Annotated in this window: 19 protein-coding genes and 1 other annotated feature; of the genes, 15 read left to right on the forward strand and 4 right to left on the reverse strand. The window is 54.8% G+C overall.

Annotation, left to right across the window (positions count from 1 at the left end; genetic code table 11):
* The first annotated feature begins 92 nt into the window (after positions 1–92).
* Positions 93–638 carry a flavodoxin family protein gene (locus tag ABH899_RS11110; protein ID WP_009673647.1) on the forward strand — a complete coding sequence of 182 codons (546 nt, stop codon included), beginning with the start codon at positions 93–95 and terminating at the stop codon, positions 636–638.
* A gap of 133 nt (positions 639–771) precedes the next feature.
* Here ABH899_RS11110 and ABH899_RS11115 read toward each other — a convergent pair whose 3' ends face one another.
* Complete coding sequence (locus ABH899_RS11115) at positions 772–1,524, reverse strand: arylamine N-acetyltransferase family protein (protein WP_369996146.1); 753 nt, start codon at positions 1,522–1,524, stop codon at positions 772–774.
* A gap of 204 nt (positions 1,525–1,728) precedes the next feature.
* Positions 1,729–1,985, forward strand: a binding site (T-box leader).
* Positions 1,986–2,039: 54 nt separating this feature from the next.
* On the opposite strand from ABH899_RS11115, the gene ileS reads away from it, so the two are divergent.
* From ileS to ABH899_RS11135, 4 genes are all read left to right on the forward strand, one after another.
* On the forward strand, positions 2,040–5,120 hold the full coding sequence (gene ileS / locus ABH899_RS11120) for an isoleucine--tRNA ligase (RefSeq protein WP_369996147.1): 3,081 nt from the start codon (positions 2,040–2,042) through the stop codon (positions 5,118–5,120).
* 137 nt (positions 5,121–5,257) lie between these two features.
* Positions 5,258–5,425, forward strand: a complete 168-nt coding sequence (locus tag ABH899_RS11125; RefSeq protein ID WP_369996149.1) for a penicillin-binding transpeptidase domain-containing protein — start codon at positions 5,258–5,260, stop codon at positions 5,423–5,425.
* Between the two features lie 88 nt (positions 5,426–5,513).
* Positions 5,514–7,544, forward strand: a complete 2,031-nt coding sequence (locus ABH899_RS11130; RefSeq protein ID WP_369996151.1) for a penicillin-binding transpeptidase domain-containing protein — start codon at positions 5,514–5,516, stop codon at positions 7,542–7,544.
* Positions 7,545–7,705: 161 nt separating this feature from the next.
* Entirely contained in the window at positions 7,706–7,960 is a 255-nt protein-coding gene (locus ABH899_RS11135; protein WP_009673631.1) for a hypothetical protein, read from the forward strand.
* Positions 7,961–7,996: 36 nt separating this feature from the next.
* Here ABH899_RS11135 and ABH899_RS11140 read toward each other — a convergent pair whose 3' ends face one another.
* Together ABH899_RS11140 and ABH899_RS11145 are read right to left on the reverse strand one after the other, a co-directional pair.
* Positions 7,997–9,946: a terpene cyclase/mutase family protein gene (locus ABH899_RS11140; RefSeq protein ID WP_369996153.1), complete on the reverse strand. Its 1,950-nt coding sequence runs from the start codon at positions 9,944–9,946 to the stop codon at positions 7,997–7,999.
* A gap of 219 nt (positions 9,947–10,165) precedes the next feature.
* Positions 10,166–10,297 (reverse strand): YjcZ family sporulation protein, encoded by a 132-nt coding sequence (locus tag ABH899_RS11145; protein WP_369996154.1) that lies wholly within the window; start codon positions 10,295–10,297, stop codon positions 10,166–10,168.
* Positions 10,298–10,562: 265 nt separating this feature from the next.
* Here ABH899_RS11145 and ABH899_RS11150 point away from each other — a divergent pair, with 265 nt between their 5' ends.
* The 6 genes from ABH899_RS11150 (at position 10,563) to ABH899_RS11175 (ending at position 19,522) form a co-directional block, all read left to right on the forward strand.
* On the forward strand, positions 10,563–11,729 hold the full coding sequence (locus ABH899_RS11150; RefSeq protein WP_369996156.1) for a polysaccharide deacetylase family protein: 1,167 nt from the start codon (positions 10,563–10,565) through the stop codon (positions 11,727–11,729).
* Between the two features lie 633 nt (positions 11,730–12,362).
* Positions 12,363–13,289 (forward strand): ABC transporter permease, encoded by a 927-nt coding sequence (locus tag ABH899_RS11155; RefSeq protein WP_369996490.1) that lies wholly within the window; start codon positions 12,363–12,365, stop codon positions 13,287–13,289.
* A gap of 80 nt (positions 13,290–13,369) precedes the next feature.
* Positions 13,370–14,194 carry a carbohydrate ABC transporter permease gene (locus ABH899_RS11160; protein WP_369996491.1) on the forward strand — a complete coding sequence of 275 codons (825 nt, stop codon included), beginning with the start codon at positions 13,370–13,372 and terminating at the stop codon, positions 14,192–14,194.
* A gap of 40 nt (positions 14,195–14,234) precedes the next feature.
* Positions 14,235–15,908, forward strand: a complete 1,674-nt coding sequence (locus ABH899_RS11165; RefSeq protein WP_369996157.1) for a type 2 periplasmic-binding domain-containing protein — start codon at positions 14,235–14,237, stop codon at positions 15,906–15,908.
* A 143-nt stretch (positions 15,909–16,051) separates the two neighbouring features.
* Positions 16,052–17,932, forward strand: coding sequence for a cache domain-containing sensor histidine kinase (locus tag ABH899_RS11170; RefSeq protein ID WP_369996492.1), 1,881 nt, complete (start codon positions 16,052–16,054; stop codon positions 17,930–17,932).
* A 6-nt stretch (positions 17,933–17,938) separates the two neighbouring features.
* Positions 17,939–19,522 (forward strand): response regulator, encoded by a 1,584-nt coding sequence (locus tag ABH899_RS11175; RefSeq protein ID WP_369996158.1) that lies wholly within the window; start codon positions 17,939–17,941, stop codon positions 19,520–19,522.
* 172 nt (positions 19,523–19,694) lie between these two features.
* On the opposite strand, the gene serS is transcribed toward ABH899_RS11175, so the two are convergent.
* A complete protein-coding gene (serS, locus tag ABH899_RS11180; RefSeq protein WP_369996160.1) occupies positions 19,695–20,981 on the reverse strand; it encodes a serine--tRNA ligase in 1,287 nt (428 codons plus the stop codon).
* 423 nt (positions 20,982–21,404) lie between these two features.
* Between serS and ABH899_RS11185 the strand changes: the two genes are divergently transcribed.
* From ABH899_RS11185 to ABH899_RS11200, 4 genes are all read left to right on the forward strand, one after another.
* Complete coding sequence (locus tag ABH899_RS11185; protein WP_218230168.1) at positions 21,405–22,421, forward strand: potassium channel family protein; 1,017 nt, start codon at positions 21,405–21,407, stop codon at positions 22,419–22,421.
* 390 nt (positions 22,422–22,811) lie between these two features.
* The gene (locus ABH899_RS11190) at positions 22,812–24,020 is read left to right on the forward strand and encodes a GTP-binding protein (RefSeq protein WP_369996161.1); all 1,209 of its coding nucleotides are present in this window, start codon (positions 22,812–22,814) and stop codon (positions 24,018–24,020) included.
* A 37-nt stretch (positions 24,021–24,057) separates the two neighbouring features.
* Positions 24,058–24,207 (forward strand): 50S ribosomal protein L33, encoded by a 150-nt coding sequence (gene rpmG, locus ABH899_RS11195; protein ID WP_009673609.1) that lies wholly within the window; start codon positions 24,058–24,060, stop codon positions 24,205–24,207.
* Between the two features lie 129 nt (positions 24,208–24,336).
* The gene (locus ABH899_RS11200) at positions 24,337–25,962 is read left to right on the forward strand and encodes a phospholipase D-like domain-containing protein (protein ID WP_369996163.1); all 1,626 of its coding nucleotides are present in this window, start codon (positions 24,337–24,339) and stop codon (positions 25,960–25,962) included.
* Positions 25,963–25,968 lie beyond the last annotated feature (6 nt).

A 25,968-nucleotide genomic window follows, 5' to 3' on the forward strand; every position in this document is an offset into this window, starting at 1 on the left:
AATCACGAAATGAAGAGAACGAGGCATCCCCCGCCCGCACTGCGGACGGGCACGAGCCTGCCGACTTATCGAACCGAGGAGTGAACGCAGCCATGTCAATCGCAGTCATTTACGGGGGAACACGTCCCGATGGAAATACGGAGCAGCTGACGGAGGAAGCCGTCAAAGGTCTGACAGTCGACCGGATTCAGCTTAACACTTACACAATCCGGGCGATTATCGACGGGCGTCATGCGGAAGAGGGATTTCCGGAGATGAACGACGATTACAAAGAAGTGATCGACCGGGTACTTGCCGCGGACGTTCTTATTTTTGCGACACCGGTGTACTGGTACAGCATGTCGGGGATCATGAAAAACTTCGTGGACCGCTGGTCGCAGATGATGAGGGACGGGGACTACCCGGATTTCAAAAAAACGATGGCCGCCAAAAAGGCCTACGTCATCGCAGTCGGAGGCGACCTGCCGGAAATCAAGGGACTGCCGATGATTCAGCAGTTTCAGTATATTTTCGACTTTATGGGCATCCGTTTCGAAGGCTATATCCTCGGCAAAGGGAATAAACCGGGTGATGTCCTGCACGACGCGGAAGGAATGTTTGCGGCGGAGCAGCTGAGAAACAAGCTTGCGGCGCTTTAACAAAGAAGCGGCACGCCTTCAAGTCGCAGCTGGGGAACGCCGGCAGGAAGAAGCCGGTCCGGAAGAGCGCTGAAGCGGAATGCAGCACCCAAAAACCGGTCCGCTCTATGCGAGCAGACCGGCTTTCCGTCTATCAGACGGACAGGCCTAAACGGCTGATCAGCGTCTTTTCCAGTTCCTCCGGGGCCAGCGGCTGTCTGCTTTTGACGTCACCGTCCGTCTCGATCAGCTGGTCGCCCGAAATCGTCACCCGTCCCGTCACGGTCGCTTTTGTCGCAAGCAGCTTCTGCGTAAAATGGGACTCGGGGGACGTCTGGTTGAACGTGCACGCTTCGGCAAAGCTCTCCAGGGAGCGGGGCGCCGTCGAGAAGCGATACAGCGCACTCCAGGCCCCGTCTTCGCCGGCACGCTGGAGATCGTACAGGTCGTCCGCTTCCGCCACTTTCGCTGCCCGGTAAACGCCGCTTACATCCTCCACCGGTGTCCCGTCCAGCGGAACAGGGGAGCGGGCGGAGTCGCCGAAGCCGACGTCGATCAGGTAGGACCGGTCCAGTTCCGCCAGAATGGTCGCATGGCTTTCAGGCATCCCCCAAGTTCCGTCCGGCTTGGCGACGGTAGCCGCAATCAGGCGCACCTTGAAACCAAGGTCCTTGAGAAGTGTGCTGAAAAGTCCGTTGAGCTCGTAACAGAAGCCTCCGCGGCGGCGCCCGACCACCTTTTCATAAAAGGAAGCGATGTCCAGCGTGATCGGCGTTTGACGGATTACGTCCAGATTTTCAAAAGGCACGTGAAGCATATGCTGACGCTGAAGCTCCTTCAGGGCAGCCAGATCCGGCTTGGCCGGACGGCTCGTGTCCATTCTTTTCAAATAAGCTTCGACATTCATGCAAGCACCACCTCATCAAATAGAAGTCCGATTGATTTTTCTATTCCAGACTACCTCCTTATGGAAAGTCATACAAGTGCCGGATGGGGAAGCCAGGTAAAAAAGAGCGGGACAACGAAATTACCGCCGCAGCGCCGAAGGACAAAAGCGGGTTGACATTTTACCGAAAATGCTGTAAAAATGAAATATCTGAAAATGAAACCGAGAAATTCATTGACGAGAACGAGTACGCTGATCCCTTGTTCCCCAGAGAGTTGGCCCCGCGCTGAAAGCCAATGGACAAGAATGAGCAGAAAATCCTCTCCGAGAAGGAAAGCTGAAGCAGGCTAGTAAGCTGACCCGGGATCCCGCCGTTACAAGGGACGCGTATGATCGTACGCAGATGAGGTGCCGCACAGCTTTTATCCACAAGGCTTTGGCGGAACAAGGGTGGTAGCGCGAGATACAATCTCGTCCCTTACGGGACGGGATTTTTTTGTTGTTTTAAGAAACGTAGCCGGAAAGGATGACGGAACATGAACAAAGTCGATGTCAAAGAAAAAGCAAGAACCCGGGAACTGCGGGTCCTGAACCAGTGGAGGTCCGACGATACGTTTCGTCGGTCGATCGAGAACCGGGAAGGCAAGCCGAACTTCGTTTTTTACGAAGGTCCGCCTACCGCTAACGGCAAGCCGCATATCGGGCATGTGCTCGGCCGGGTCATCAAAGATTTTATCGGCCGCTACAAAACGATGTCGGGCTACCGCGTCATCCGCAAGGCCGGCTGGGATACGCACGGACTGCCGGTCGAGCTGGGCGTAGAGAAGCAGCTGGGCATATCGGGCAAGCAGGAGATCGAGGAATACGGTGTGGCCAAGTTTGTGGAAACGTGCAAGAACAGCGTGTTCGAATACGAAAAACAGTGGCGCGAGCTGACAGAAGCCATCGCTTACTGGACCGATATGGAGCATCCGTACGTGACGCTGACGAACGATTACATCGAGAGCGTCTGGCATGTGCTGTCGACCATTCACAAGAAAGGGCTTCTGTATAAGGGTCATCGTGTCAGCCCGTACTGCCCCGACTGCCAGACGACGCTAAGCTCGCACGAAGTGGCGCAGGGCTACGAAGACGTCAAAGATCTGAGTGCCACGGTCAAGTTCAAGAGCAAAGCCGCGGACGAATATTTTCTCGCATGGACGACGACCCCCTGGACGCTTCCGGCGAACGTGGCGCTGGCGGTAAACAAAGATCTCGATTATGTCAAAGTGAAACATAACGGAGACGTGTACGTGACGGCGCAGAATCTCGCCGACAAGGTGTTCGGAGGCGAAGCGGAGGTCCTCTCCGTGCATAAAGGGGCCGAGTTCGTCGGAACCGCATATGAGCCGCCTTTCGGCTATTTGAAGCTGAACAAAGGCCATCTGGTCGTAGACGCCGATTATGTCAGCGATGCGAGCGGAACCGGGATCGTGCATATCGCGCCCGCGCACGGGGAAGACGATTACCGCACCACACGTCAGCATGGGATCGACTTCGTCCATGTCGTGAAGCAGGACGGCACCTATGCCGCGGAAATTACCGATTTCGCGGGCCGTTTTGTGAAAGATTGCGACGTCGATATCGTGAAAAAGTTGTCTGAACGCGGACTGCTCTTCTCCAAAGAACGTTACGAGCACAGCTATCCGTTCTGCTGGCGCTGCAAGTCGCCGCTGCTTTACTACGCGATGGAAAGCTGGTTTATCCGGACGACGGCTGTCAAGGACCAGCTTATCGCGAACAACAACGAAGTGAGCTGGTATCCGGGCCATCTCCGTGAAGGCCGTTTCGGGAAATTCCTGGAGGAGCTGGTGGACTGGAATATCAGCCGCAACCGGTACTGGGGAACTCCCCTTAACGTATGGGTATGCGGGGATTGCGGAGAGGAATTTGCTCCGGGAAGCCACCAAGAGCTGCGTGATCGTGCCGTCGATCCCGTGGATGAGAGTCTTGAGCTTCATAAGCCGTACGTGGATGACGTCAAGCTTCGCTGTTCGTGCGGCGGGGTGATGGAAAGAACGCCGGAAGTGATCGACGTCTGGTTCGACAGCGGCTCGATGCCGTTCGCCCAGTATCACCATCCGTTCGGAGACGAGAAGACGTTCAACGAGCAGTATCCGGCCGATATGATCTGCGAAGGCATCGACCAGACGCGCGGATGGTTTTTCAGCCTGCTGGCGGTTTCTACGCTGTATAACGGCCGGGCGCCGTACAAGGCGGTCATTTCAACGGGGCATGTGCTGGATGAGAACGGGCTGAAAATGTCCAAGAGCAAAGGCAATGTCCTCGACCCGTGGGACATTATCGAAGAGTTCGGGACGGATGCGTTCCGCTGGGCGCTTCTGTCGGACAGTGCCCCCTGGAACAGCAAACGTTTCTCCAAGCAGATCGTCGCGGAAGCAAAATCGAAGATCATCGATACGATTCACAATACGCATGCGTTCTTTGCCTTGTATGCCGATATCGACGGCTTTGATCCGGGTTCGTTCGAGCGGAAACCGCCGCGTAATGAGCTGGACCGCTGGATTTTGTCGCGGCTGAACAGCACGCTCGCAAGTGTCGTCAAAGGACTGGACGCGAACGACTTCCTTAATCCGGCGAAGCAGATCGAGGTGTTCGTGGATGAGCTGAGCAACTGGTATATCCGGCGTTCGCGGGACCGTTTCTGGGGAAGCGGCATGCCGGAAGACAAAGTGGAGGCGTATCAGACGCTCCACGAAGTTCTGCTCACACTGGCGCGGATGATCGCGCCGTACGCTCCGCTGATCGCCGAAGACGTATACGGCAATCTCGGAGGGAAAGGCAGCGTGCATCTGGCCGACTATCCGAAAGCGGACGAAGCCGCCGTCGATACCGCGCTGGAAAGCGAGATGGAGACGGCTCGGCAGATCGTCGAACTGGCCCGCAGCGTCCGCAACGAAACGGCGATTAAGACCCGCCAGCCGTTGTCGGAGCTTCTGATTTCGCTTGACCGCGAGTTCGCGCTGGACCGTTTTGAAGCGATCATCCAGGAAGAAATCAATGTGAAGCAAGTTCGTCTGGAGCAAAGCGATGCCGGTTTCGTCCAGTTTGCTTTGAAGCTCAACCTGAAAGCGGCCGGCAAAAAATACGGCAAATTGGTCGGTCCCCTGCAAGGTTATTTGAAAAATCTTTCTCCGGAAGCAGCTGCTGCAGCGGTCGGCCGGGGTGCTTTGGATACGGAGGTGCAAGGGGAAAGCGTCCACCTGACGCTGGATGAACTGCTCGTGGAAAAAACGGCGAAGCCGGGGTTCGCTTCCGCATCCGGCTACGGCCTTACCGTTGCCCTGAATACGGAAGTGACCGCAGCGCTCAAGCAGGAAGGGGCCGTCCGCGAGGTCGTCCGCGCCGTTCAGGATTACCGCAAAAAGCTGGATCTGCCGATTGACCGGCGCATCACCCTTGTGCTGGATGCCGATCCGCAGCTTAAAGAGGCCTTACTGCGGTACGAACAGGTACTCCGCGATAACGTGCTGGTCAGCACGATCCGTTACGAGAACGCGGAAGGTATGGAGGAAGTCGCCCTCGGCGAGTCCACTCTCCGGATGCGGGTAGAATAAACGAAGCTAACGAGCCGGCTGCGTCCGAAGAGGCTCGCAAGATCGGGAATCGGGTTCTTCCGCGAAGCGGGAGGACCTGATTTTTTTGTACGGGTGCGGTATGATAGAAGGATACGGAATGTGAAGGAGTCAGGGTGATGACGGAACCCCGCAACGATGTGCAGGGCTGGTTCGTGGGTCACCTTGAGAAGGAGGGGCAGGAGTATGTGTTTGCCCTTAATATAGAGGCGGATATGAAGGCAAACGGCAGCGCAGCCCGTAAAATCGCGGGAGAAGTCCTGCGCAGCATGAAGCTCTGGAACTGACCGACGCCAATACGCAAATGCGAATCACGAAGGAAACGGGAAGGGAACCGGAGCAACCGAAGCATTTGAACATTCAGGGGGCGATCTCATGATAAGAAACGGAAAGACGCTGGCGGGAATCGGAGGCATCCTCCTTCTGCTGCTTTTGCCGGCCTGCAGTCAGGAAGAAACGCCGCAGCACGCTTTCGAGGCCTATGTGAGCGGCTGGCAAGCACTCAATTACGAAGCGATGTACGACAAGCTGTCACCGGCGTCCCAGACTAAAATCAGCAAAGACGATTTCGTCAAAAAATACGAAAGCGTCTATAAAGGGATTGAAATGACGGATTTGACCGTCAAACCGGCTTTTCCGGAAGAACTGCAAAAACCGGTCAAGAATAAGGACGAGGTTTCCGTCCCGTTTCATGTGGAGCTGAACACGCTCGCCGGCCCGGTAAAATTCGACCAGACCGCCCATCTGGTGAAGGGCAAGAAGGAGAAAGACACCGTCTGGCAGGTCGATTGGTCGCCTTCCTACCTGTTCCCCCAATTGAAGGACGGGGATAAAGTAAGAGTCCAGAGCACCGAAGCAGTGCGGGGCGAAATCGTGGACAGGCGCGGCAACAAGCTCGCCTACAACGGCCCGGCCAAGCAAATCGGGGTCGTACCGGGCAAGCTGGGCGATGCGGCGGAGCAGACCAAAGCGAAGCTGGCCGGTAAGCTGGGGATGAAGGTGGAGGAGATCAACCAGAAGCTGTCGGCATCCTGGGTGAAGCCGGAATCGTTCGTTCCGCTCGCGTACATTCAGGACGGCGAAACCGAAGCTTACACGAAGCTCCCCGGCGTCACGTTCAGCAGCAAAGAAATCCGGACCTATCCGTTTGACGAAGCGGCGGCTCACTTGACCGGATATATCGGACAGATCAGCGCGGAGGAGCTGAAAAAGCTTCAGAGCGAAGGCTACCGTACGGGCGACGTAATCGGCAAGGCGGGGCTGGAGCAGATTTACGAGAAGCAGCTCAAGGGCCAGCCCGGTTATAAAATCTTCATTACGGGGGCCGACGGCACCGAGAAAGATACACTGGCCGAGAAAAAAATGGTTCCGGGTCAGACCGTGACGCTAAGCATCGACGCCAATCTCCAGAAGCTGGTCTACGAGCAGATGAAAAAAGATGCCGGATCGGCTGCCGCAATCCAGCCGCTTACCGGCGAAATACTCGCTCTCGTGAGCAGTCCGTCGTACAATCCGAACACTTTTGTGAAGGGAATATCAGGCACGCAGTATAAGCAACTCAGCGAGGACCCCAAGAAGCCGTTCCTGAACCGCTTTACGAAAACTTTCTCGCCCGGTTCGGCTTTCAAAATGCTTACAGCAGCGGTGACGATCGACGGAGGGGTGCTGAACCCCGACGAACAGAAGCCGATCAAAGGGCTCCGCTGGACGAAGGACGCATCCTGGGGCAGCTACTACGTAACCCGGGTGCATGATGCGAGTCCGGTCAATCTGCAGAGCGCGCTGACGAACTCCGACAACATTTATTTCGCCCAGGCCGCTCTGGAATTGGGAAAAGATAAGTTTGCCGAGGCTTCCGCCAAATTCGGCATCAACGAGAAGCTTCCGCTGCCGTATGCGTTCGACACCTCGCAGCTGTACAACAAGCAGATCGCAAACGATATTCAACTGGCCGATTCCGGTTACGGACAAGGCGAAGTGACCATGACTTCCCTGCACATCGCTCTGACTTACTCGGCGCTTGTGAATCAGGGCAATATCATTTATCCTTCGCTTTTGAAGGAAGACAAAGGCAAGGAGAAGTACTGGAAACCATCGGCGATGAAGCCCGAAACGGCTGAACTTTTGAAAAAAGATCTTGTCGAAGCGGTCAAGGATCCGCGCGGCGTGGGACATGGAGCGGCTGTACCGGGCAAGCTTATCGCAGGTAAAACGGGCACGGCCGAGCTTAAAAAGAGCAAAGGGGAAGAGGGCCAGGAGAACGGCTGGTTTGTCGGTTTCGATGCGGCCGATCCCCAGCTTCTCGTGTCGATGATGATCGAGGATGTAAAAGGAAGAGGAGGGAGCGGCTATATCACCTCAAGAGTTAAAGCCGTCTTCCAGCAGTATGCGAACGGAATCAATTAAATAGCGGCAGGCAAAAGGCTCTCTTTGCGTAAGAAGAGGGTCTTCGCCTGCTCCTGCTGCGCGGTCGGGACGGCGTGGTGTAGGGTCTCTTTTAACCGGGTACTATAAAAGAAGAGGTTCCCTTCCCGAACGGGGACGATTCAGGAAAGGAGTGTACCGGGATGGATGCCAAAGAAATGGAAGAACAGCTGGTCCGCAAACTGACGGAAGGCGAGATGAAGGAAGAAGACAGAGAGGAATCCGCGAGAAAACGGCTCATGGCCAAGACGGAAATCCGCATACAGGCTACGACTGATCCCGTGGTCGAGGAAACCCGGAAGTACCGCGAAATGGCCGAGGAGCTTGACGGCCGGTACGACCGGTATACGCACTTGTTGGAGGTAAAAGGACCGGATTCCTCCAAAGATCAATCTTGAAGGACAGAGAAGCACCCGCCTGATGTACCAGGCGGGTTATTCGGGTTTGACGGACTTCTCTCCGTATTTATTGCGGTAATGGCTGAGGGCAAGGAGCGGCCAGATGTACCGGTAGCTTTCGTAGGTGTTGTAGAAGCTACCCGGCAGTCCCGCCCCTGTCGGGTATAAGGAAGTCCAATCCCGCTCACCTAGAGCGGCGACGAGTCTCTGTATGCCCCGGTCGATTGCCGCCGACGGCCGGGGATGAACCGCGATCAGCGCGTCGAGGGCCCATGCGGTTTGGGACGGGGTACTGGCCCCGAGACTTTCGTAGCGGCCCACAATGTCGCTGGCGCACGATTCTCCCCAGCCCCCGTCGGGATTTTGTACGCTCAGGAGCCAGCGTACCCCTTTGGCAACAGCGGGATGATCCGGCTTCAAGCCGACTGCCGCCAGCCCCGTCAGCGCCGCCCACGTTCCGTACAGGTAGCAGATCCCCCAGCGCCCGTACCAGGAACCGTCCTTTTCCTGGTTAGCGACCAACCAGTCGGCCCCTCTTCGAATCCAGACGTGCTTAACGTCCAGTCCTACTGTGCTGCCGAGAAATTCCAGCGTCCGGCCTGTCAAGTCGGCCGTAGAAGGATCGATTGCCGCATGCTTCGCGCCCTCCATGGGCAGGAGCGTGAGCAACTTTTCGTCCGTGTCCTTCTCGAAAGCGGCCCAGCCGCCGTCTTGGTTCTGCATGGACATGATCCAGTACAAGCCCCTGTTCCATGCTTCCCGGCCGGCAGTCCCTTCGGAGCGTAGAAATTTAACCGCGCGGAGAGCGGCTGTCGTATCGTCCACATCCGGATTTCGCGTATTGGAGGGGGAGAACCCCCAGCCTCCGGGTACCGGATGGGAAACCTTCCGGCCCCAGTCGCCGATCTTCCGCTGCTGTTTGGCGAGCAGGTAGGAAGCGGCCTTCCGGATTCCGGGAGCTTCCGGCCGGGCGCCCGCTTCTTGCAGCGCATAGGCGATCAGAGCCGTATCCCATACGGTGGACGGGGCGTTCTGCATAAGCAGCCTGCCTTCGGATACGCACAGCATGGCCTTCAGGCCCCTTACCGCCTGCTCGATAGTCGGATGGCGGCGCTCGAAGCCGAGCGAGAGCAGCGCGAAGACGAGCAGGCACGTGCTGCTGGCGTAGCTGTACAGCGTGCCGTCGGGCTCGATCCGCTCGAGCATAAACCGCTCGGCTTTCTTCACCGCGCTCCCGTGAAGCTGGCCGGGAAGGGCGGCGAGCTGCGAGATCCCCGCCTGGATGGCCGCCAGCAGCCCGCCCGGGCCGCGTTCCGGTTGTGCGGAAGAGCCGGGCACCGACCCGTAAGAGTCGCCGCTCTTCCCGTCCTCGTCCCGGCGTACACCCAGCGCGGACAAGTCCGGTGTCCGCCTCGTACGGACGGAGAAGTTGCGGTCCGCCATCAGCAGAACGGGCGCCAGATGAACCCGCGCGTAGGCGGACAAATCGAAGAAGCTCAAGGGAGCCGACGCCGGCAGGAGCAGGAACTCCAGGGGGATCGAGTACGCCGCCGGCCACGGAATCTGCCCGGTTGCGGCCAGAATGACGCGTGTCAGGACGTTCGTAACGCCGGTGATCCCTCCCCGGGAGCGGATAAAAGCGCGGACGTTCACCAGGGACGGACTGCTGTCGTCCGAATAGCCGGAGAAGAGCAGGGCGTAATAGGCTTCTACGCTTGCGGCCAAATTGCCGTCCTTCTCGTCGGCATACAGCTTCCAGGAGCCGTCGGGCTGCTGGGTGCGGACGATGCTGTCGTGCAGCCGTCGGATCAGCGCCTCATCGTCCGCATTTTCCGTTTCCAGCGTGCGGAGCAGAATAATCAGATAGGCGCTTGTTGAAATTCCGTTGTCGTAGCAAAATTTCCACGTTCCGTCCTTTTCCTGGTTTCCCAGCAGCCATTCGGAAAGGCTGTGGATGGCATGAGCGACCTCCCGCATAATAGGCATCGGATTACACACCCCTTTTTACAAAGTCGGTATTCATCGAATAAACAGCGGATACCGGTAACTTTTTTCATTTCCAATCGTTCTTATCAGTGTATGTAAAAAAATCCCGGATAGTTGTGCGGCCGGGGGAGGCGCGAAAAAAACAAACAGGCACCTGCTAGAGCGCCTGTTCGAACGGTCGTCTGCTGATTCGGGTCGGTTTAAAGTGCGTTCGTTAACTTAGTACAGGAACGTGCGGCTAACGATAACCAGCAGAATGAAGAGAACCAGAATTACCGCCGTGCTAGTGAAAAGTCCACCGTAACCAACGCCGCAACCTACTCCTGCTCCTACTCCTCCAACGTATCCCATATCGATCCAACTCCTCTTGATTTGATTGATATTACCCTACAACATATGACGAAGGGAGGGAGGGCGATTGTGCGTTTGACCCGTAAGGGGAAGCGCCTGAATGGAAGAGGGCGGCGGAAAAAGCGGATCTTTTATAATGGAATAAATTGGATAAAAAAGTTACAAAAAATTAATGTTTTACGAAGCCGAACGCGGAAGGAAGCGGACGGATACAGATGGAACCTTATAAAGTCTTCTTTATTTTGAAAAAGGGGTTATAAGCAGTATGATGAAAGCACTCAAAATTTTTCTTTCTCTTCTCCTCGTTGCAGGATCGATTTACCTGGTGCGCCAGAGCGCTCCGCGTTTTACCTACAAAGACCAGGTTGCCGTCCTGCTTTATCACCACATCAGCGATACGGACACGAGCAACGTCACGATTACACCGGCGCTGTTCCGCAGCCAGCTCACTTTTCTGAAGAAAGAAAATTATCACTTTATCACGCTCCAGCAGTTCAAAAGCTTTATGGCGGGCGGGAATGTGCCGGAGAATGCCGTCCTGGTTACGTTCGACGACGGGTACGAAAGTCTATACGACCAGGCTTATCCGGTGCTGAAGGAGCTTCAGGTTCCGGCCGTTAATTTCGAGATCACGGGAACGCTGGCGGACCCTCGTGCGAGCAAGCTCCATTTTCTCGACGAGCGGCAGCTGAGAACGATCGCAACGGATCGCGACGCCAATATTTCCTGTCAGTGTCATTCCGACAGCATGCACGACAAACAGAACGGCAAACCTTTGCTGACGACGAACATTGTGGTGGACGGCAAGCAGGAGACGGAGGAACAGTATAAGAAGCGGGTGGTTAACGACGCCCTCGACTGCAAGAAGAAACTGAAAAAAGCGGGAGAAGAGGAAGTCGATTCCTACGCGTATCCCTACGGCTATTATGATGACCGCGCTACCTCGCTCCTTCAGAGTGTCGGGTATAAGTACGGCTTCACGGTTCTCAGTGAAATGACGACAAGAGCCGACGATCCTATGCAGATTTCGCGCATCACGGCCGGAAGCCCGGATATCACGCCCCAGGTCCTGAACCGGACTATCCAGCGCAATGTGACGGACTTCAGCCAGGATTATAATTACGTGCCCCTGCGGGACACGCTGAAAGATCTGGGCGGCACGATGACCAGGAACAAGGACCGTACGATCACGTTCTACCTTCATGGCAAGCCTTACATGCTGGATCCGGAATCGGGAACGATTGAAACGGCAGGGAAACAAATTCCGCTTAAACATCCCCTTCTTTTAAAATCGCGCAAAGCGTTTATTCATTTCAAGGATCTGGAGAATGTGCTGGGTATACAAATCGCCCATAATCCTTTGCGTAATTCGTTTTTCGAGCGTCTGACTCCGGCCAAAGCAAGAAACATTGAAACGCTTACAAAATCTTAGAAAATGTTAGAAAATACGAGAAAAAGGGTGAATGAAACCGGTAAAACGGTTCTTTCGCCTATTTTCGATATTTTCTGAATATTTACAATAGTTTAATATTTGAGGTAAGATAAAGCCAAGGAGGAACACAAATTTTAAATGGGTATAAGGACATAACCACTTCAACTTGACAGCCAGGGGTGATCCCTATAGGACCATAACCACGAGAAGTCCAGACTACAGGAAGGGAGATGAATCCGTTGTACCCAGTTAGCGAAGCATGCCCTTAATAATCGAAGCGGAGGCATGCGGGAACCCAGGAAACGAATGAAGCAGAATGGAGTGTAAACGGACAATTGAATACGTTCAATCAAGCATAGGGACCTGCCGATTATCACGGATAACCGGGGTCCCTATTTACGTGTCTGTTTGTTCCGAGTTTGATCCGAAACGGTGCCGGAGGGCGCTTTTTTTATGTCTTTTTTTGGCTGTCCTTCGGGTTCGGTTACCTGAAATTTTAATCCCCAATGAAAAAAAAGAGGCCTTATGACCGCTATCCGCCCCCTGTACAATAAAGGAACCGGGATTTCCACTTTAACCGACAGGAGGTGCGGATACTTGCCAACCAGCAATCGCTCCCGTACGCCGGCGGCAATCCAGAGCAAACGGGGAGCGGCAGGCTGGATACGCCTGTTTTACAAACAGCGCCAGCTGCAGACGATGGCCCTTCTCGGGGTCGCCTGGATTCTCATTTTCAACTACATACCCATGTATGGGATTTTGATCGCCTTCAAAAATTTCAGCATCATTAAGCCCGTCTCCGAGGCGCCCTGGGTGGGATTCGAACACTTCCGGGCTTTCCTGGAGGACGAGAACTTGCTCCCCGTCATCCGGAATACACTCGGAATGAGTCTGCTCAAGCTGGTCATCGGATTCCCGCTTCCGATCCTGTTCGCTCTTTTTTTGAATGAATTGAGATCGGTGCGCTTCAAAAAAACGGTTCAGACGATCTCGTATTTACCGCACTTTTTGTCCTGGGTCATTCTAGGCGGGATCTTGTCCACCTGGCTGGCGGATACGGGATTGATCAACAAGCTCCTGGAAGGACTCGGAATTCTTCGTGAACCGGTCGCCTATCTGGCCGAACCGGCTTATTTCTGGGGCATTGTCGTTTCGACCGACATCTGGAAGGAGCTGGGCTGGTCGGCGATCATTTATTTGGCGGCGATGGCCGGGGTTTCCCCGGAACTTTACGAAGCGGCCACGATGGACGGGGCGGGGCGTTTTCAGAAAATGCGGGCCATCACGCTCCCGTCGATTAAGGGAACGATCACGATTCTGTTTATTCTCGCCATCAGCGGTGTGCTCAATTCCAACTTCGACCAGATTCTGGTGCTTCGGAATTCCTTGAATGAAAGCGCTAGCAATGTGATTGATGTTTATGTGTATCAGATGGGTATCGCAAACAGCCGGTTTTCTTACGCGACCGCGGTCGGACTCATCAAATCCGTCATTGCCCTGGGGCTTCTGCTGGGAGCCAATTACGTGACCAAAAGATTTAATCAGACATCACTTTTCTGAAGAAAAGAGGCTTGGAATTGATTCTGTTTAAACGGAAAACAGCGGGGGAAGCGATTTTTGATGGTTTAAACGGGCTCGCGATGCTGCTTGTCTGTTTTGTGACGCTCTATCCGATCTGGTACGTGCTGGTCCATTCGTTCAACAACGGGACCGATGCGATGCAGGGCGGGATTTATTGGTGGCCGAGGGAGCCGAGCCTGGACAATTACCGGGCCGTTTTTGAAAATACGGGGATTATGAAGGCCATGGGCATTACGGTGGCAAAAACGCTAATCGGCACCGCGGCACACGTGTTTTTCACCTCGATGGTCGCATACGCGTTCTCCCGCAGGGAGCTGGCCGGACGACGGGTGTATATGATGCTGGGCACGGTGACGCTTTTTTTCAGCGGGGGGCTGATCCCGACCTATCTGCTCATTCGTGATCTGGGACTGCTGGACAGCTTCTGGGTATACATTCTTCCCGCGATGTTCAATTTCTTCGACCTGATTATTTTTCTCGCCTTCTTCAGGGAAATTCCGGCGGGGCTCGAAGAAGCGGCGAAAATCGACGGCGCCGGCGACTTTACGATTTTTTGCAGAGTGGTGCTCCCTGTGTCCATGCCGGTAGTGGCTACGATCGCCTTGTTTCACGGGGTCTATCAGTGGAACGATTATTTTACGGGCATGATCTACATCAACAATCCCGATCTTCAGCCGATCCAGACCTTCCTTTACAGGGTGGTGGCCCAATCCAGCTCGAACCAGATGCTGGCCGCTGCTCCCGGCGGGATGGCCAAGAACGTCACCTCCCAATCGATCAAGCTGGCGACGATGGTGGTCACTACGCTCCCAATTGTTCTGGCTTATCCGTTTCTGCAAAAATATTTTGTGAAAGGGTTTATGATTGGTTCCATCAAAGGTTAGATTGAAGTATTCATGATTCGTGTAAAAGGAGACCGATCTTATGCGCAAAACGAGCAGGCTGGTTCCTCTGGTTCTCAGCGCCGTCCTGGCCTTAACGTCCGCGGCATGCAAGCAAAGAGGGGCGGAAGGTGAAACGTCCAAGCCGGAGTCCACGGCCGCCGAAGTCAAGATCGACCCGAACGCGCCGGGGTGGAAGAGCGACACGTCGCCCGTCACGTTCGACTGGTATTTGAATTTCTCCTGGTTCGGGAGCAAGTGGGGAGCCGATCCGACCTCGCAGTATATCACCAAGAAAACCGGTGTGAATCTTAACCTGATCGTACCCGCGGGCAACGAGAACGAGAAGCTCAATACGATGATCGCGTCGGGCAAGCTGCCGGATTTTATCACGCTCGGCTGGTATGAGGACGGGGTCAAGAAAATGATCGAGGGCGGGATGGTGCTTCCTCTCAACAAGCTTGCCGACCAGTACGATCCGTATTTCGTCAAGGTGGCGGACCCCGCCAAGGTGTCGTGGTATACGCAGCCGGACGGGAACGTATACGGCTATCCGAACGCCGCGGCCTCTCCTAAGGATTACGAGACTTCGGGGGACAAACAGACGTCGAACCAGACCTTCCTGGTCCGCAAAGATATGTACGAGGCGCTTGGCAAGCCCGATATGCGGACGCCGGAAGGCTTCCTCGGCGCATTGAAGGCCGCGAAGGAAAAGTTTCCCGAGGTTGGGGGGCAGCCGCTCATTCCGCTCGGACTGCACGAATTCGGGGACACCGGCAACTATTCGCTGGAAGATTATAACCAGCGTTCTTCCATTCTGCAGAACTTCCTTGCCATTCCGATGGAAAAAGACGGCAAGCTGTACGACCGCACCACGGACCCCGAGTACGTTAAATGGCTGAAAACGTTCCGCAAGGCCAACGAGACGGGCTTGCTCGCCAAAGACATTTTTATCGACAAGCGGCCGCAGATGGAAGAGAAAATCGCCCAGGGGCGCTACTTCGCGATGATGTATCAGCGCACGGACTTCGCCGCTCAGCAGAATGTGCTGTATGCCAAGGACCCGAACTCCGTGTATATCGCCGTGGACGGTCCCGGCAATGCGAAGCAGGACCCGCCCGCCTTGAGCGGGGGCACGATTTCCGGCTGGACGGTCACGCTGATTTCCAAAGACGTGAAGGATAAAGCCAGGGCCATCCGTTTTCTGACGTATATGCTGAGCGAAGAAGGTCAGAAGGATTTCTATCTCGGAGAGAAAGGCGTTTCCTACGATACGATTGACGGCAAAGACCAGTTCAAACCGGAGGCGCTCGCTCTGCTCAACAAAGACCGTGCGGCGTTCGACAAACGGTACGGGTCCTCCTACACATTCTGGATGCTGATGGATACGACGATGAACTTGAAATGGGCGCCGCCCGCCGTGGAACCGTTCAAGCAGTTGGAAGAGTGGACGAAAGGGAAAACGAAAAGCTTCTCTCAATTTGATCAGGTGAATCCGACGGGAACTTCCGAGGAAGGGATCATCGCGGGCAAAGTAACCCAGTTGTGGGGCAAGGCGCTGCCGAAGCTGCTGCTCGCCAAGAGCGACGGGGAATTCGACCAGATTTTCGCCAAGTTTCTGAAGGATCGCGAAAACGCGGGCATCGCCAAGGTGGAAGCGTACCGGCAAAAAGTGTACGAGGACAATCTAAAGAAGCTTCAGCAGTTTTTGAAATAAGCTTTTCAAAGAACCCAGACTTCTGGGTTTTTTGGAGTTTTGGCGATATACTGGAACTAGTCCGATTGCCATAATTTTGCTTTTGCGCTGTCCGATCGGGCTTTCTTTTTTCCGATACTCGACTAGGATGTGATGCGGTGGATATGACAAGCCGGATATCCGGCTGGAAAGCCCGGACGATCCAGGCGGCAGGCGCCGTTCCGCTGCAGACCCGCTTGATCGTCTCGTATATTTTTATCATGCTGATTCCGGTTGTGCTGCTGTCGATGTACTTGTTTAACTCCTTTTACCAGAGCACGATCCGGGAAATTGTCAAATCGAACGAGTCGATGCTGGAAGTGGAGAAAACCAATATTTACAATCATATGGAAACGATGGAGAGAACCGCCCAGCTGATCGTTTCCGATACGGCCGTCGCGGAATATTTGCAGAGCAACCGCAATCTCGAAGTGAACGAGCTGCTCGAATACCGCCGGAACGCTTACGACAACCTGCTGCGTCTTCAGTTTAACAATCCGAATCTCGCTCATATCCGGTTGTTCACGAACAATGCGAACGTGAAGGAAATATGGCCGGTTTTTTTCAGCGAATCCCGGGTTACCGGCCAGCCCTGGTACAAACAAGTAAAAGAAAGCTCAGGCACTGTCCAGTGGATCTTCGGGCATTCGGACCCGGATCTCATCCGGGATACGTCTGTTCCCTCGATGGATGAGCGGGGGAAAGTATCGCTGCTGCGGGAAGTCAGCTTCGTTAAAGGCCGGCATGAGGCGATCGTGCAGGTCGATATGTTCTTCGATCTATTCTTCCCGAAGACGTTCAGCCGGGTGCAGGACGGACAGTCGCAGATGATGATCGTCGACGGAAGCGGGACCGTTCACACGCTTTATGATACCGCTTTCTTCCGCAAACTGGCGCCGTCCGAATTTCTCGACCGGTTGAACCGGGACGCTTCCCTCGGCGGCAGCTTTGAATTTACAAGCAAAGGAACGCGGTATTTGTGCGTGTACGCGAAGCTCGACCGGCTCGGCGCCTTTATGCTGAACATCGTTTCCCTGGAGGAGCCGTTTTCGGATATCGCGAAGACGCGCAATAATCTGATTCTGGCTGTTACCGGCCTGATCGCGCTGCTGGCGGTGACGACGTATTTTCTGCTGTCGCTCATTCTGAAAAAGCTTCACGTGCTGCAAAATTCGATGAAAAGAGTGCGCCAGGGCAATTTTCATTTCGACATCGACATTCACGGGGGAGGCGAAGTGGGGGAACTGGCTCATCACTTCCGGCTCATGCTGCGCAAAATTAACGAGCTCATCGTGGAGGCGGTCAATAAGCAGGCGGCGACGAAGGAAGCCGAGCTGAACTCGCTGAAAAACCAGATCGATTCCCATTTTATGTACAACACGCTGGAAAATTTGAAAATGATGGCTGAAATCGGGGAGCAGTACGCGCTGTCGGACGCCCTGACCTCGCTCGGCGGCATGATGCGGTACAACCTGAAGTGGACCAGCGATTATGTGCGGCTGGCAGACGAGATTCAGCATATCGGCAATTATATCGCCATTATGAACATCCGTTATGACGATAAGCTGCGCCTGCAGCTTGAGATTCCGCCTGGATTTTGGGACCAGAAGCTGCCCAAGATGTCTCTCCAGCCGATTGTGGAAAATGCCGTCAAGCACGGAATCCGCTCGGCGGGCGGCGAAGATGTGCTGGTGATTACCGTGAAAGCGCGGGAGCTGGACGACCGCATGTTCATCAGCGTTCACGATGACGGCAGAGGGATGACGCTGCGTAAGCTTGAGGAGCTCAGGCTCACGATGAGCATGGAGGACGAAGCGTTCCGGCACCGGCATTCCGCTGGGGAACTTCGCGAGCGGGAGGGCAGCGGAATCGGCCTGCGAAATGTGAACCAGCGCGTACGGCTCTACTATGGCAGGGAGTACGGGCTGCAGATAACCAGCAGGGATGGAGCCTGGACGGAGGTCGTCCTGAGCCTGCCGCTGCTTTCATTAACCGGAGGGGGATAACGGCTTATGCGCAAATTGTTGATTGTAGACGATGAAAAGAACATCCGGCTCGGGGTTTCCTCCATGATCCGGAGGGAATTTGCCGGGACTTACGAGATTGAACTCGCCTCGGACGGAGAGGAAGCGCTGCGGATTGTGCGCGATGCGGGCGCCCATATCGTCATTACGGACATCCGCATGCCCGGAATGGACGGAATAGCGCTCCTTCGGGAGCTGCAGACATTCCCCGTCAAGCCGCTCGTATTTATTCTGAGCGGGCATGACGACTTCGCCTACGCCAAGGAAGCGATCCGCAACGGCGTCAAGGGCTACCTGCTGAAGCCGATCGTGCGCGAAGAGCTCTACGAAGCCTTGCGGCAGGCCGAGAAGGAGCTGGACCGGCAGGAAGCGCGGCCGGGTAAGTATTCCGCCGGCTCCGGCGAGCTTGAATCGTTCCATTCAAGCCAGCTGAATTACATTCTGATGCATCCGGAGATGGATGCATCCGAGATCAGGCAGCGGCTGGCTACCGTAGGGTTCGCGGACAACGGCAACGGCAGCGGCAGCGGCTGGAGGCTCGGGCTGCTGCGCTTTCCGCCGGATCTGCGCCCCCGCGAGCTGGACGAGGGGCTCGCACGGCTGGAGCGGCTGGTTCCGCGGGACCTGCAGCCGCTTCTGAACAGCGCGAGCACGTTCGTCTTCATGGACAAGGACCGCAGCCTTGTCCTGCTGGCGCCGGACGACGTCGTGCTGCGCCTGCTGCGGGCCGCTGTCCCGGACGGGAGCAGCCCGCTGCTGCGCGCGGGCGTCAGCCGGGAGAAGTGCGATGCGGCGCTGTTCAAGGAAGCCTACCGCGAGGCGCTGAGCGCTCTCCGAAGCACCTTTATTGCTTCGGCCGGCGGCTGCGTGCAGCTTGTTGAGGAGCTGGAGGAGAAGCGGAACCGCGGAGAAATCCCGCGCGAGCACATCCGGCAAATTTCCAACAAGCTCGGCACGGGACGACTCGAGGAAATCAAAGCGCTGCTTGCGCATGTACTGGACGCGCGTACAGCGCGCGAAGAAGGCGTTGCCTACGTGGAAGCGGTCTCCAGCCTGCTGAACAAGGATGTGTTCGATCAGGTTTTTCATACGTACGGGGAGCAATCCGTGGAGATTTTGAGAATATACAAAAAAGCCGGCACGATCGACAATTTCGAACATTACCACGAATACGCGGATTGCGCAGGACGTCTGGTCGAGCTGCTGGACGAATACGTCGGTCGGATGAAACAAGTGCACGTCGATCACATCGAAATCAAGCGGGCGGTCAAATACATGGAAGAAAATTATGCCCGGGATCTCAACATGGCGATGGTATCCAACTATGTATCGCTGAACTATACGTATTTCAGCAAAATTTTTAAGGAATATACCGGGGACAATTTCGTCGGCTATCTTAAGAAAATCCGCATTTCCCGGGCCAAAGAGTTGCTGGAAAGCAGTCATTCCAAAGTGTATGAAATCGCCGAACAGGTCGGCTTTGAGAATACGAAGCTGTTTACCCGGGTTTTTAAGGAAAAAGAAGGCATCACTCCGCAGGAATACCGCGCCAAACGGTACATGGAAGGATAACCCGAAATAACGGACATCTAGCAGTGAAACGAGGCCTATTTAAAGGGACTCCGTCGGCGGAGCCTGGGAAGCTTTCGTCATTACGGCGGCTCCGTAAACCTTCTTGTACACGTCAAAAAGTCCCTTCCTGACGGAAGGGACTTTGGCTGCCGGACATTCTCCGGCAGTTTTTTTATTCGTGTATGGCCCGGATCTCCCCGATGCCGTTCATGTATTTTCTCAATGCCTCGGGAATACGGATCGAACCGTCCTCCCGCTGATGATTCTCAAGCAGCGGAATCAGAATACGCGGCGAAGCGACCGCGGTGTTGTTCAGCGTGTAGGCGTACGTCAGACGCCCTTCCGCATTGCGGTAGCGGATGTTCGAACGCCGGGCCTGGAAGTCAAGCAGGTTGGACGACGAATGCGTTTCCCCGTAGGCATTCCGGCTCGGCATCCAGGTTTCGATGTCGACCTGCTTATACGTTTTTTGCCCCATATCCCCGCAGCAAACCGCCACGACCCGGTACGGCAGCTCCAGCAGCCGCATCAATTCTTCCGCGTTTTTAGTAATTTCCCGCAGAAGTTCATCCGATTTCTCCAGACTGTTTTCGCAAATAATGACTTGCTCCACCTTGGCGAATTGATGGACACGGTACAGCCCGTGGACGTCTCTTCCGGCCGATCCGACTTCACTCCGGAAGCAGAGGGAGACGGCCGCCATCTTTATAGGCTCTGCAAGATCCACGATTTCATTGCTGTAGTAGGAGACAAGAGGGACCTCCGAGGTGCCGACCAGCCATTTGTCTTCATCGGCCAGCTTGAAAGTCTGATCTTCCCCGAGGGGGAAGTAGCCCGTGTTTAGAAGGGCTTCCCCGCGCGCCATCAGCGGCACGTCCACGAGCATAAAGCCCTTCTCGGTGAGCAGATCCAGGGCAAGCTGCTGAACCGCCCGGTGCAGCAGAACTCCCGCGCCCGTCAAGTAATAGTGGCGGGGGCCAGCTGTTTTCACGCCGCGCGGGATGTCGATCATGCGATGAAGGTTCCCCAGCGCTACGTGATCCTTCGGCTCGAATGTGAAGTCGGGGAGAGTGCCTGCCCGGTACAGCTCGATATTGTCTTTGTCGGATTGTCCGGCCGGGGTATCGGGCGACACGGGATTCGGCACGCGCAGCATCGCCGCCGTGTACGCCTGATCGGTTAACCGGTACGCCGCCTCCAGATCGTTCAGCCGCAGATGAATGTCCTTCACCGCTTGTTTCTTGCGGGCGGCCTCGGGCTGATCGCCCTGCTTAAGAAGCATGCCGATTTCTTCGGTAAGCGCATTGCGCGACTGCCGCAACGCCTCGATCTCGGCCAGCCGGCTCCGCCGCACCTCGTCCAGTTCCAGAAGCTCCGGGATGGAAACTTCGATTCCTTTGTGCCGGGCTGCGTACTCGACTTCCGCTTGATGGGCCCGTATCCATTTTACGTCTAACATGGCACCGCACTCCTTTTTTTTGGGTATACAAAAAGCGCCCGTCGTCTTCATGGGACGAGGAGCGCTTTTATGTTCTCGCGGTGCCACCCAAATTGACCGGACGTTTGCGGCGTCCAATCCACTTTAGTTCCGCGGTAACGGGCGGACCCGGTTAACTTAGGGGAAGCGCTGTGCTTCTCCTTGGCGATAACGCCTCCGAGTTGGAATCTCTTCACTGGCGTGATACCGATATAATGATTTTGCTTAGTATATACCAGGTTTGCTCCGGTTTCAACCCCCATTCGCCTCCATCGGACGGAAACCCGACTTGCCCGCTCCACTGTTGCGCGGAACTCCATCCTGTGGCAGTTTGTTTTTTCTTCATGCCAAATGAAGACGATTTCCGTTATTTTCCGTAAAATAAACATATGGAGGTGTCGAAGTTTGCATTTTTTTCTGCGTTACGCCCACCGGATTTTACGTTTAAGCAACGGGCTGCTGGCGGTTATGGCCCTGTTGTTTGTGCTGCTCGCCTCCGTGCTCGCTTACTGGCTGGAACCGGACACGTTCGAGACCTGGTTCAACAGCCTGTACTGGGTCATGACAACGATGGCGACCGTCGGGTATGGCGATTATTTTATGAAAACGGCTTTGGGCAAGCTGTTCACGATCTTTCTGTATCTGTTCGGAATCGGACTTCTCAGTCTCGTAATCGGAAAAATCATTGATGCCTTTGCAACTTTGAAAATAAGGAGGGAAACCGGAAAAGTGAATTATCATGGCCGCGGTCACATCGTCGTCATCACCTGGAATAAGAAGGCTTATTCCGCCGTAGAGGAACTTATCGCTTCAGATCCCGAACTGGAAATCGTCATTATAGATGAAAACGAGAAAATTCCTTACGACCACAAAAAGGTTCATTTTGTAAGCGGCGACCCCACTCTAGATAAGACGCTGATCCGGGCTGGGCTGGATAAAGCCAGATCAGCCATTATTTTCGCCGATGAAACAAGCAGCGGTTCGTCCCTGGTGGACGGCAAAACGCTGCTTATCGCGGCCAGCATCGAAAGACTCGCTCCCGATGTTTATACGACCGCGGAAATTATGTCGGAGAAGCATATTCAGAACTTCCGGCACGTAAAAGTAAACGATTTCATTCTATCGCACGACGCGGTTTCCATGCTGGCCGTCCGGTCGGCGCTGAACGAGGGCAGCGTTGAGCTGTACATGCAGCTGATCAGCAGGCAGTATGGGGGAGAGATTTACGAAGTGTCGGTGAATCCCGCTTGGGCGAACTATTACGACGCCTTTCAGGACCTTCTTAAAAAAGGCGCGACCCTGCTCGCCGACCGCCAGGATTTAAGCATCAATACACGGCTGAACGATCCGATTCCGGCGGACGCGAAGCTGTTCGTCGTATGCTCGCCCGAGACGTACAAGCATTTGCGGGACCATACATAACCCAATCGTCTAAAAAGCGGTCTGTCGAAGATAAACGGCGGACCGAGCAACAAGCCAAACCTTGGAAAGGGTTTGGCTTTTTTTATGCGGAACCGGGCTTAATGGCTGAAATGCGATCCCAAAAGCTCGTTTTCCAACATGTTCGAGTTACGGTTGAAGCAGGGGCATATGTTTCATGGATACTCAAAATTTGATGTTGACAGGGGAAACGAAAGACGGTATATTTTCCGTTATACGTAATCGTAACGATTACTATTAACATAATGAAAACGCCAGTCGCCCTTACATACCGGGGCTGAAAAGAAGACGGACATGCTAATCGCCGCTTTAACGAGGCGGAGTTCGGTGATCATGACGCGCTAGTAATACCGAATAAAGGAGTGCGATGAAATGGATAACAAAATACCCGTGACGGTATTAAGCGGCTACTTAGGCGCCGGAAAAACAACCCTGCTGAATCATGTGCTGAATAACCGGGACGGCTTAAAGGTGGCCGTTATCGTCAATGATTTGAGCGAAGTGAACATGGATGCGGATCTGATCCGCGACGGCGGTGGGATTTCGCGGACGAACGAAAGCCTCGTCGAGATGTCCAACGGCTGCATCTGCTGCACCCTGCGCGACGATCTGCTGAAAGAAGTGGAGCGGCTGGCGAAAGAAAACCGCTTCGATTATATTCTGATCGAATCGACCGGGGTGGGAGAACCGCTGCCTGTAGCTCAAACTTTTACTTATATCGACGAGGAGCAGGACATCGATCTGACCCGGTACTGCCGTCTGGACACCATGGTTACGGTCGTGGACGCTTTCCGGTTCTGGCATGACTACGCTTCTGGAGAAACGCTTCTGGACCGCAAGCAGGCCGTCAGCGACGACGACAATCGGGACGTGGTCGATCTGCTGATCGACCAGATTGAATTTTGCGATGTGCTTGTGCTTAACAAATGCGACAGGATCGATCCGGACGAGCTTCTGGAGCTGGAGCGCGTACTCCGTTCCCTTCAGCCGAAAGCGAAATTCATCCGGTCCGTTATGGGTGAGGTGGCTCCGGCCGAGATTTTGAACACGAATCTGTTCAATTTCGAAGAAGCCAGCGCTTCCGCAGGCTGGATACGGGAAATGGAGAAGGAGGAGCATACGCCCGAAACCGACGAGTACGGAATTTCTTCTTTCGTGTACGAGCGCACCTTGCCCTTCGAGCCCCGGCGTCTAAAAAGCTGGATGGAGGACTGGCCGGCGGAAATCGTGAGGGCCAAAGGAATCATGTGGCTCGCTACCCGGAACAAGTTCGCCCAGAATCTCAGCCAGGCGGGTCCTTCGATCCGGTTCGGACCGGCGGGCTATTGGGTGGCCGCGCTCCCGGAAACGGAGAAGCAGGCAATCCTTGCCGAAGAAGGAGATTCCATCCCGCGCTGGGACCCTGTTTACGGGGATCGCATCAACAAAGTGGTGTTTATCGGGCTTGATTTGGATCAAGGGGAAATTGTCCGTTCCCTGGATGCCTGTCTGCTGACCGCAGAAGAAATGCGGAGCGATTGGAGCCGTTTTGCGGATGAACTGCCTAATTTGGTCGGTGAGCTGAACGAGGCCTCTTTTTAAACGGAACAGGAGGAGGATAAGGAGGAGGTGAATGGGCATGAGAGTGACGGTTACGCTGGCGTGCACGGAAACGGGCGACCGCAACTATACGACGACGAAAAACAAGAAAACTCAGCCGAACCGGCTGGAACTGCGCAAATACTGTCCGCGCCTTAAGCGCCACACGCTGCACAGGGAAACGCGCTGAAGAAACGGCATCAACTCGATACAGGGAGGGTATTTCCTGATTTTGGATGGAAAAGAGCGGGTAACCGCTCTTTTTTTTGTTTAAAGGTATAGTAGACATGGCCGCAGCTAAGGGAGAGAAGGGTTGACGATGGAAAAGCCGAACAAAGATACGGAACAAACTTCCTGTGAGGACGCGACAGCGGTGCGGGAGGGAATTAAAAATTTTATTAATTATTTGCTTTCCCGGGGGCCGGTGGACAAGGTGATCGACGGGGCTCAGCAGGCCGTGGATTTCGCTTCCGCCAACATCCCGTTCGAGGCGGCTGCCCGTTACCGGCAGGAAATCGGGGGCATTTTTACGAGTTATGAGCAGCTTCTGTCTATACCCGGCATCGGGCAGGAGGTAATCGAAGAACTGGGTTCATATGTGAAGCATTTGGATCTGGCCAAGCTGAACGCCCTGCTGCCGCAGACAACGTCCGGTAACAGGGTCGACGCCTACGTGAACGGTCCGGACTGCCTGCGCGTCCTGCTGGACGAGATCGGGAGAGCGGAGCGGTATATTCACTTTTCCGTGATGCTGTTTTTTAACGACCAATCCGGGAAAAAAATCGCCGGAGCGCTGCTGGATGCGCTGAAGCGGGGCGTCAAAGTCCGGCTGATGGCCGATTTCGGAATTACCGCCTTGGGCTACAACATGAACCTCGCCGTCGGGGATATGGAGGAAGTGATCGAAACACTCAAAGAAGCCGGAGGCCAGGTCATCAATACGTTCAAAACGTGCTACGGCAACGAAGAGTGGCCCGCCAAGAGAGCGGAGCTGGCTTCCCGGGGAGTGCCCGAAAGCAGCCTGTTTCTCCAAGATTACGTCCAGGAGCAGATGACGATGGGAGTCAACGTGGTCAATCACCGGAAATTTATGATTGTCGACGGAATCAGCTCTATTGTCGGCTCCGTGAATGTAGGGGATCAATATTTGTTCGATACGCCGGTTTTGACCGATCCCGAACGAATTTATGCGGAAGGGGACAGAGGTCCGAGGCTTGGCGTACCGGCCCGGGAAGAAGAGTGGCACGACGGATGTTTTCGAATCCGGGGAGCCGCAGCAATAACGCTGAACCGGATCTTTTCCTTTCAATGGACGGTGCTTGGCGGAGACGTGTTCGATCCGGAAGATTCTTTCTACAAGCCGGAGAGAGATATGCGCTTCGGTGACGAAGAATGCACGCTGTACGCGAGCTTTCCCGGGAATCCCGTAAACGTGATCCAGCAGTATTATTTGTCCCTGCTCACGTATGCCGGTGACGAAACGGTGATCGTCAACCCGTACCTGATCGACCAAGCCTTCTGGGACGAGCTGAAAAGCCTGGATGAGCGGAGGTCGGAGTGCATCGCGTTATGCAACCCCTTGCGTGTCAACGACCATCCGACCAACGGATCGGCGGTGCGCAGCAACATGTACGAGCCTTTTCTCAAAGGCGTCGCGTTCTATGACTACAGTCATACGGAGCGATTTTCTCATTGGAAAATCACCTATGACAAGCGGTCCGACTGCGTGTTTCACGGTTCCTACAATATCAATGAACGAAGCGCCTGCCACGATTTCGAACTGGGGGTGCTGGTCAAAGGCAGATCGTTTGCGGATCAAGTGAAAAAAATGATCGACTATGATTTAAGCGTATCGGAGAAAATCTCCGGGCCGGAAACCTTTTTTAAATACCCTGCCCTGCATCCATCCACGTATTGGAACAAACTGACGCAAAATTTCACCTGACCGGAT

The sequence above is a fragment of the Paenibacillus sp. RC84 genome (assembly GCF_041260495.1).
GTDB lineage: Bacteria > Bacillota > Bacilli > Paenibacillales > NBRC-103111 > Paenibacillus_F.

Coding starts and splice junctions, on each gene's coding strand:
- ABH899_RS11110 (WP_009673647.1), top strand. CDS start 93: ATGTCAATCGCAGTCATTTACGGGGGAACACGTCCCGATGGAAATACG.
- ABH899_RS11115 (WP_369996146.1), bottom strand. CDS start 1,524: ATGAATGTCGAAGCTTATTTGAAAAGAATGGACACGAGCCGTCCGGCC.
- ileS (WP_369996147.1), top strand. CDS start 2,040: ATGAACAAAGTCGATGTCAAAGAAAAAGCAAGAACCCGGGAACTGCGG.
- ABH899_RS11125 (WP_369996149.1), top strand. CDS start 5,258: ATGACGGAACCCCGCAACGATGTGCAGGGCTGGTTCGTGGGTCACCTT.
- ABH899_RS11130 (WP_369996151.1), top strand. CDS start 5,514: ATGATAAGAAACGGAAAGACGCTGGCGGGAATCGGAGGCATCCTCCTT.
- ABH899_RS11135 (WP_009673631.1), top strand. CDS start 7,706: ATGGATGCCAAAGAAATGGAAGAACAGCTGGTCCGCAAACTGACGGAA.
- ABH899_RS11140 (WP_369996153.1), bottom strand. CDS start 9,946: ATGCCTATTATGCGGGAGGTCGCTCATGCCATCCACAGCCTTTCCGAA.
- ABH899_RS11145 (WP_369996154.1), bottom strand. CDS start 10,297: ATGGGATACGTTGGAGGAGTAGGAGCAGGAGTAGGTTGCGGCGTTGGT.
- ABH899_RS11150 (WP_369996156.1), top strand. CDS start 10,563: ATGATGAAAGCACTCAAAATTTTTCTTTCTCTTCTCCTCGTTGCAGGA.
- ABH899_RS11160 (WP_369996491.1), top strand. CDS start 13,370: ATGCTGCTTGTCTGTTTTGTGACGCTCTATCCGATCTGGTACGTGCTG.
- ABH899_RS11165 (WP_369996157.1), top strand. CDS start 14,235: ATGCGCAAAACGAGCAGGCTGGTTCCTCTGGTTCTCAGCGCCGTCCTG.
- ABH899_RS11170 (WP_369996492.1), top strand. CDS start 16,052: ATGACAAGCCGGATATCCGGCTGGAAAGCCCGGACGATCCAGGCGGCA.
- ABH899_RS11175 (WP_369996158.1), top strand. CDS start 17,939: ATGCGCAAATTGTTGATTGTAGACGATGAAAAGAACATCCGGCTCGGG.
- serS (WP_369996160.1), bottom strand. CDS start 20,981: ATGTTAGACGTAAAATGGATACGGGCCCATCAAGCGGAAGTCGAGTAC.
- ABH899_RS11190 (WP_369996161.1), top strand. CDS start 22,812: ATGGATAACAAAATACCCGTGACGGTATTAAGCGGCTACTTAGGCGCC.
- rpmG (WP_009673609.1), top strand. CDS start 24,058: ATGAGAGTGACGGTTACGCTGGCGTGCACGGAAACGGGCGACCGCAAC.
- ABH899_RS11200 (WP_369996163.1), top strand. CDS start 24,337: ATGGAAAAGCCGAACAAAGATACGGAACAAACTTCCTGTGAGGACGCG.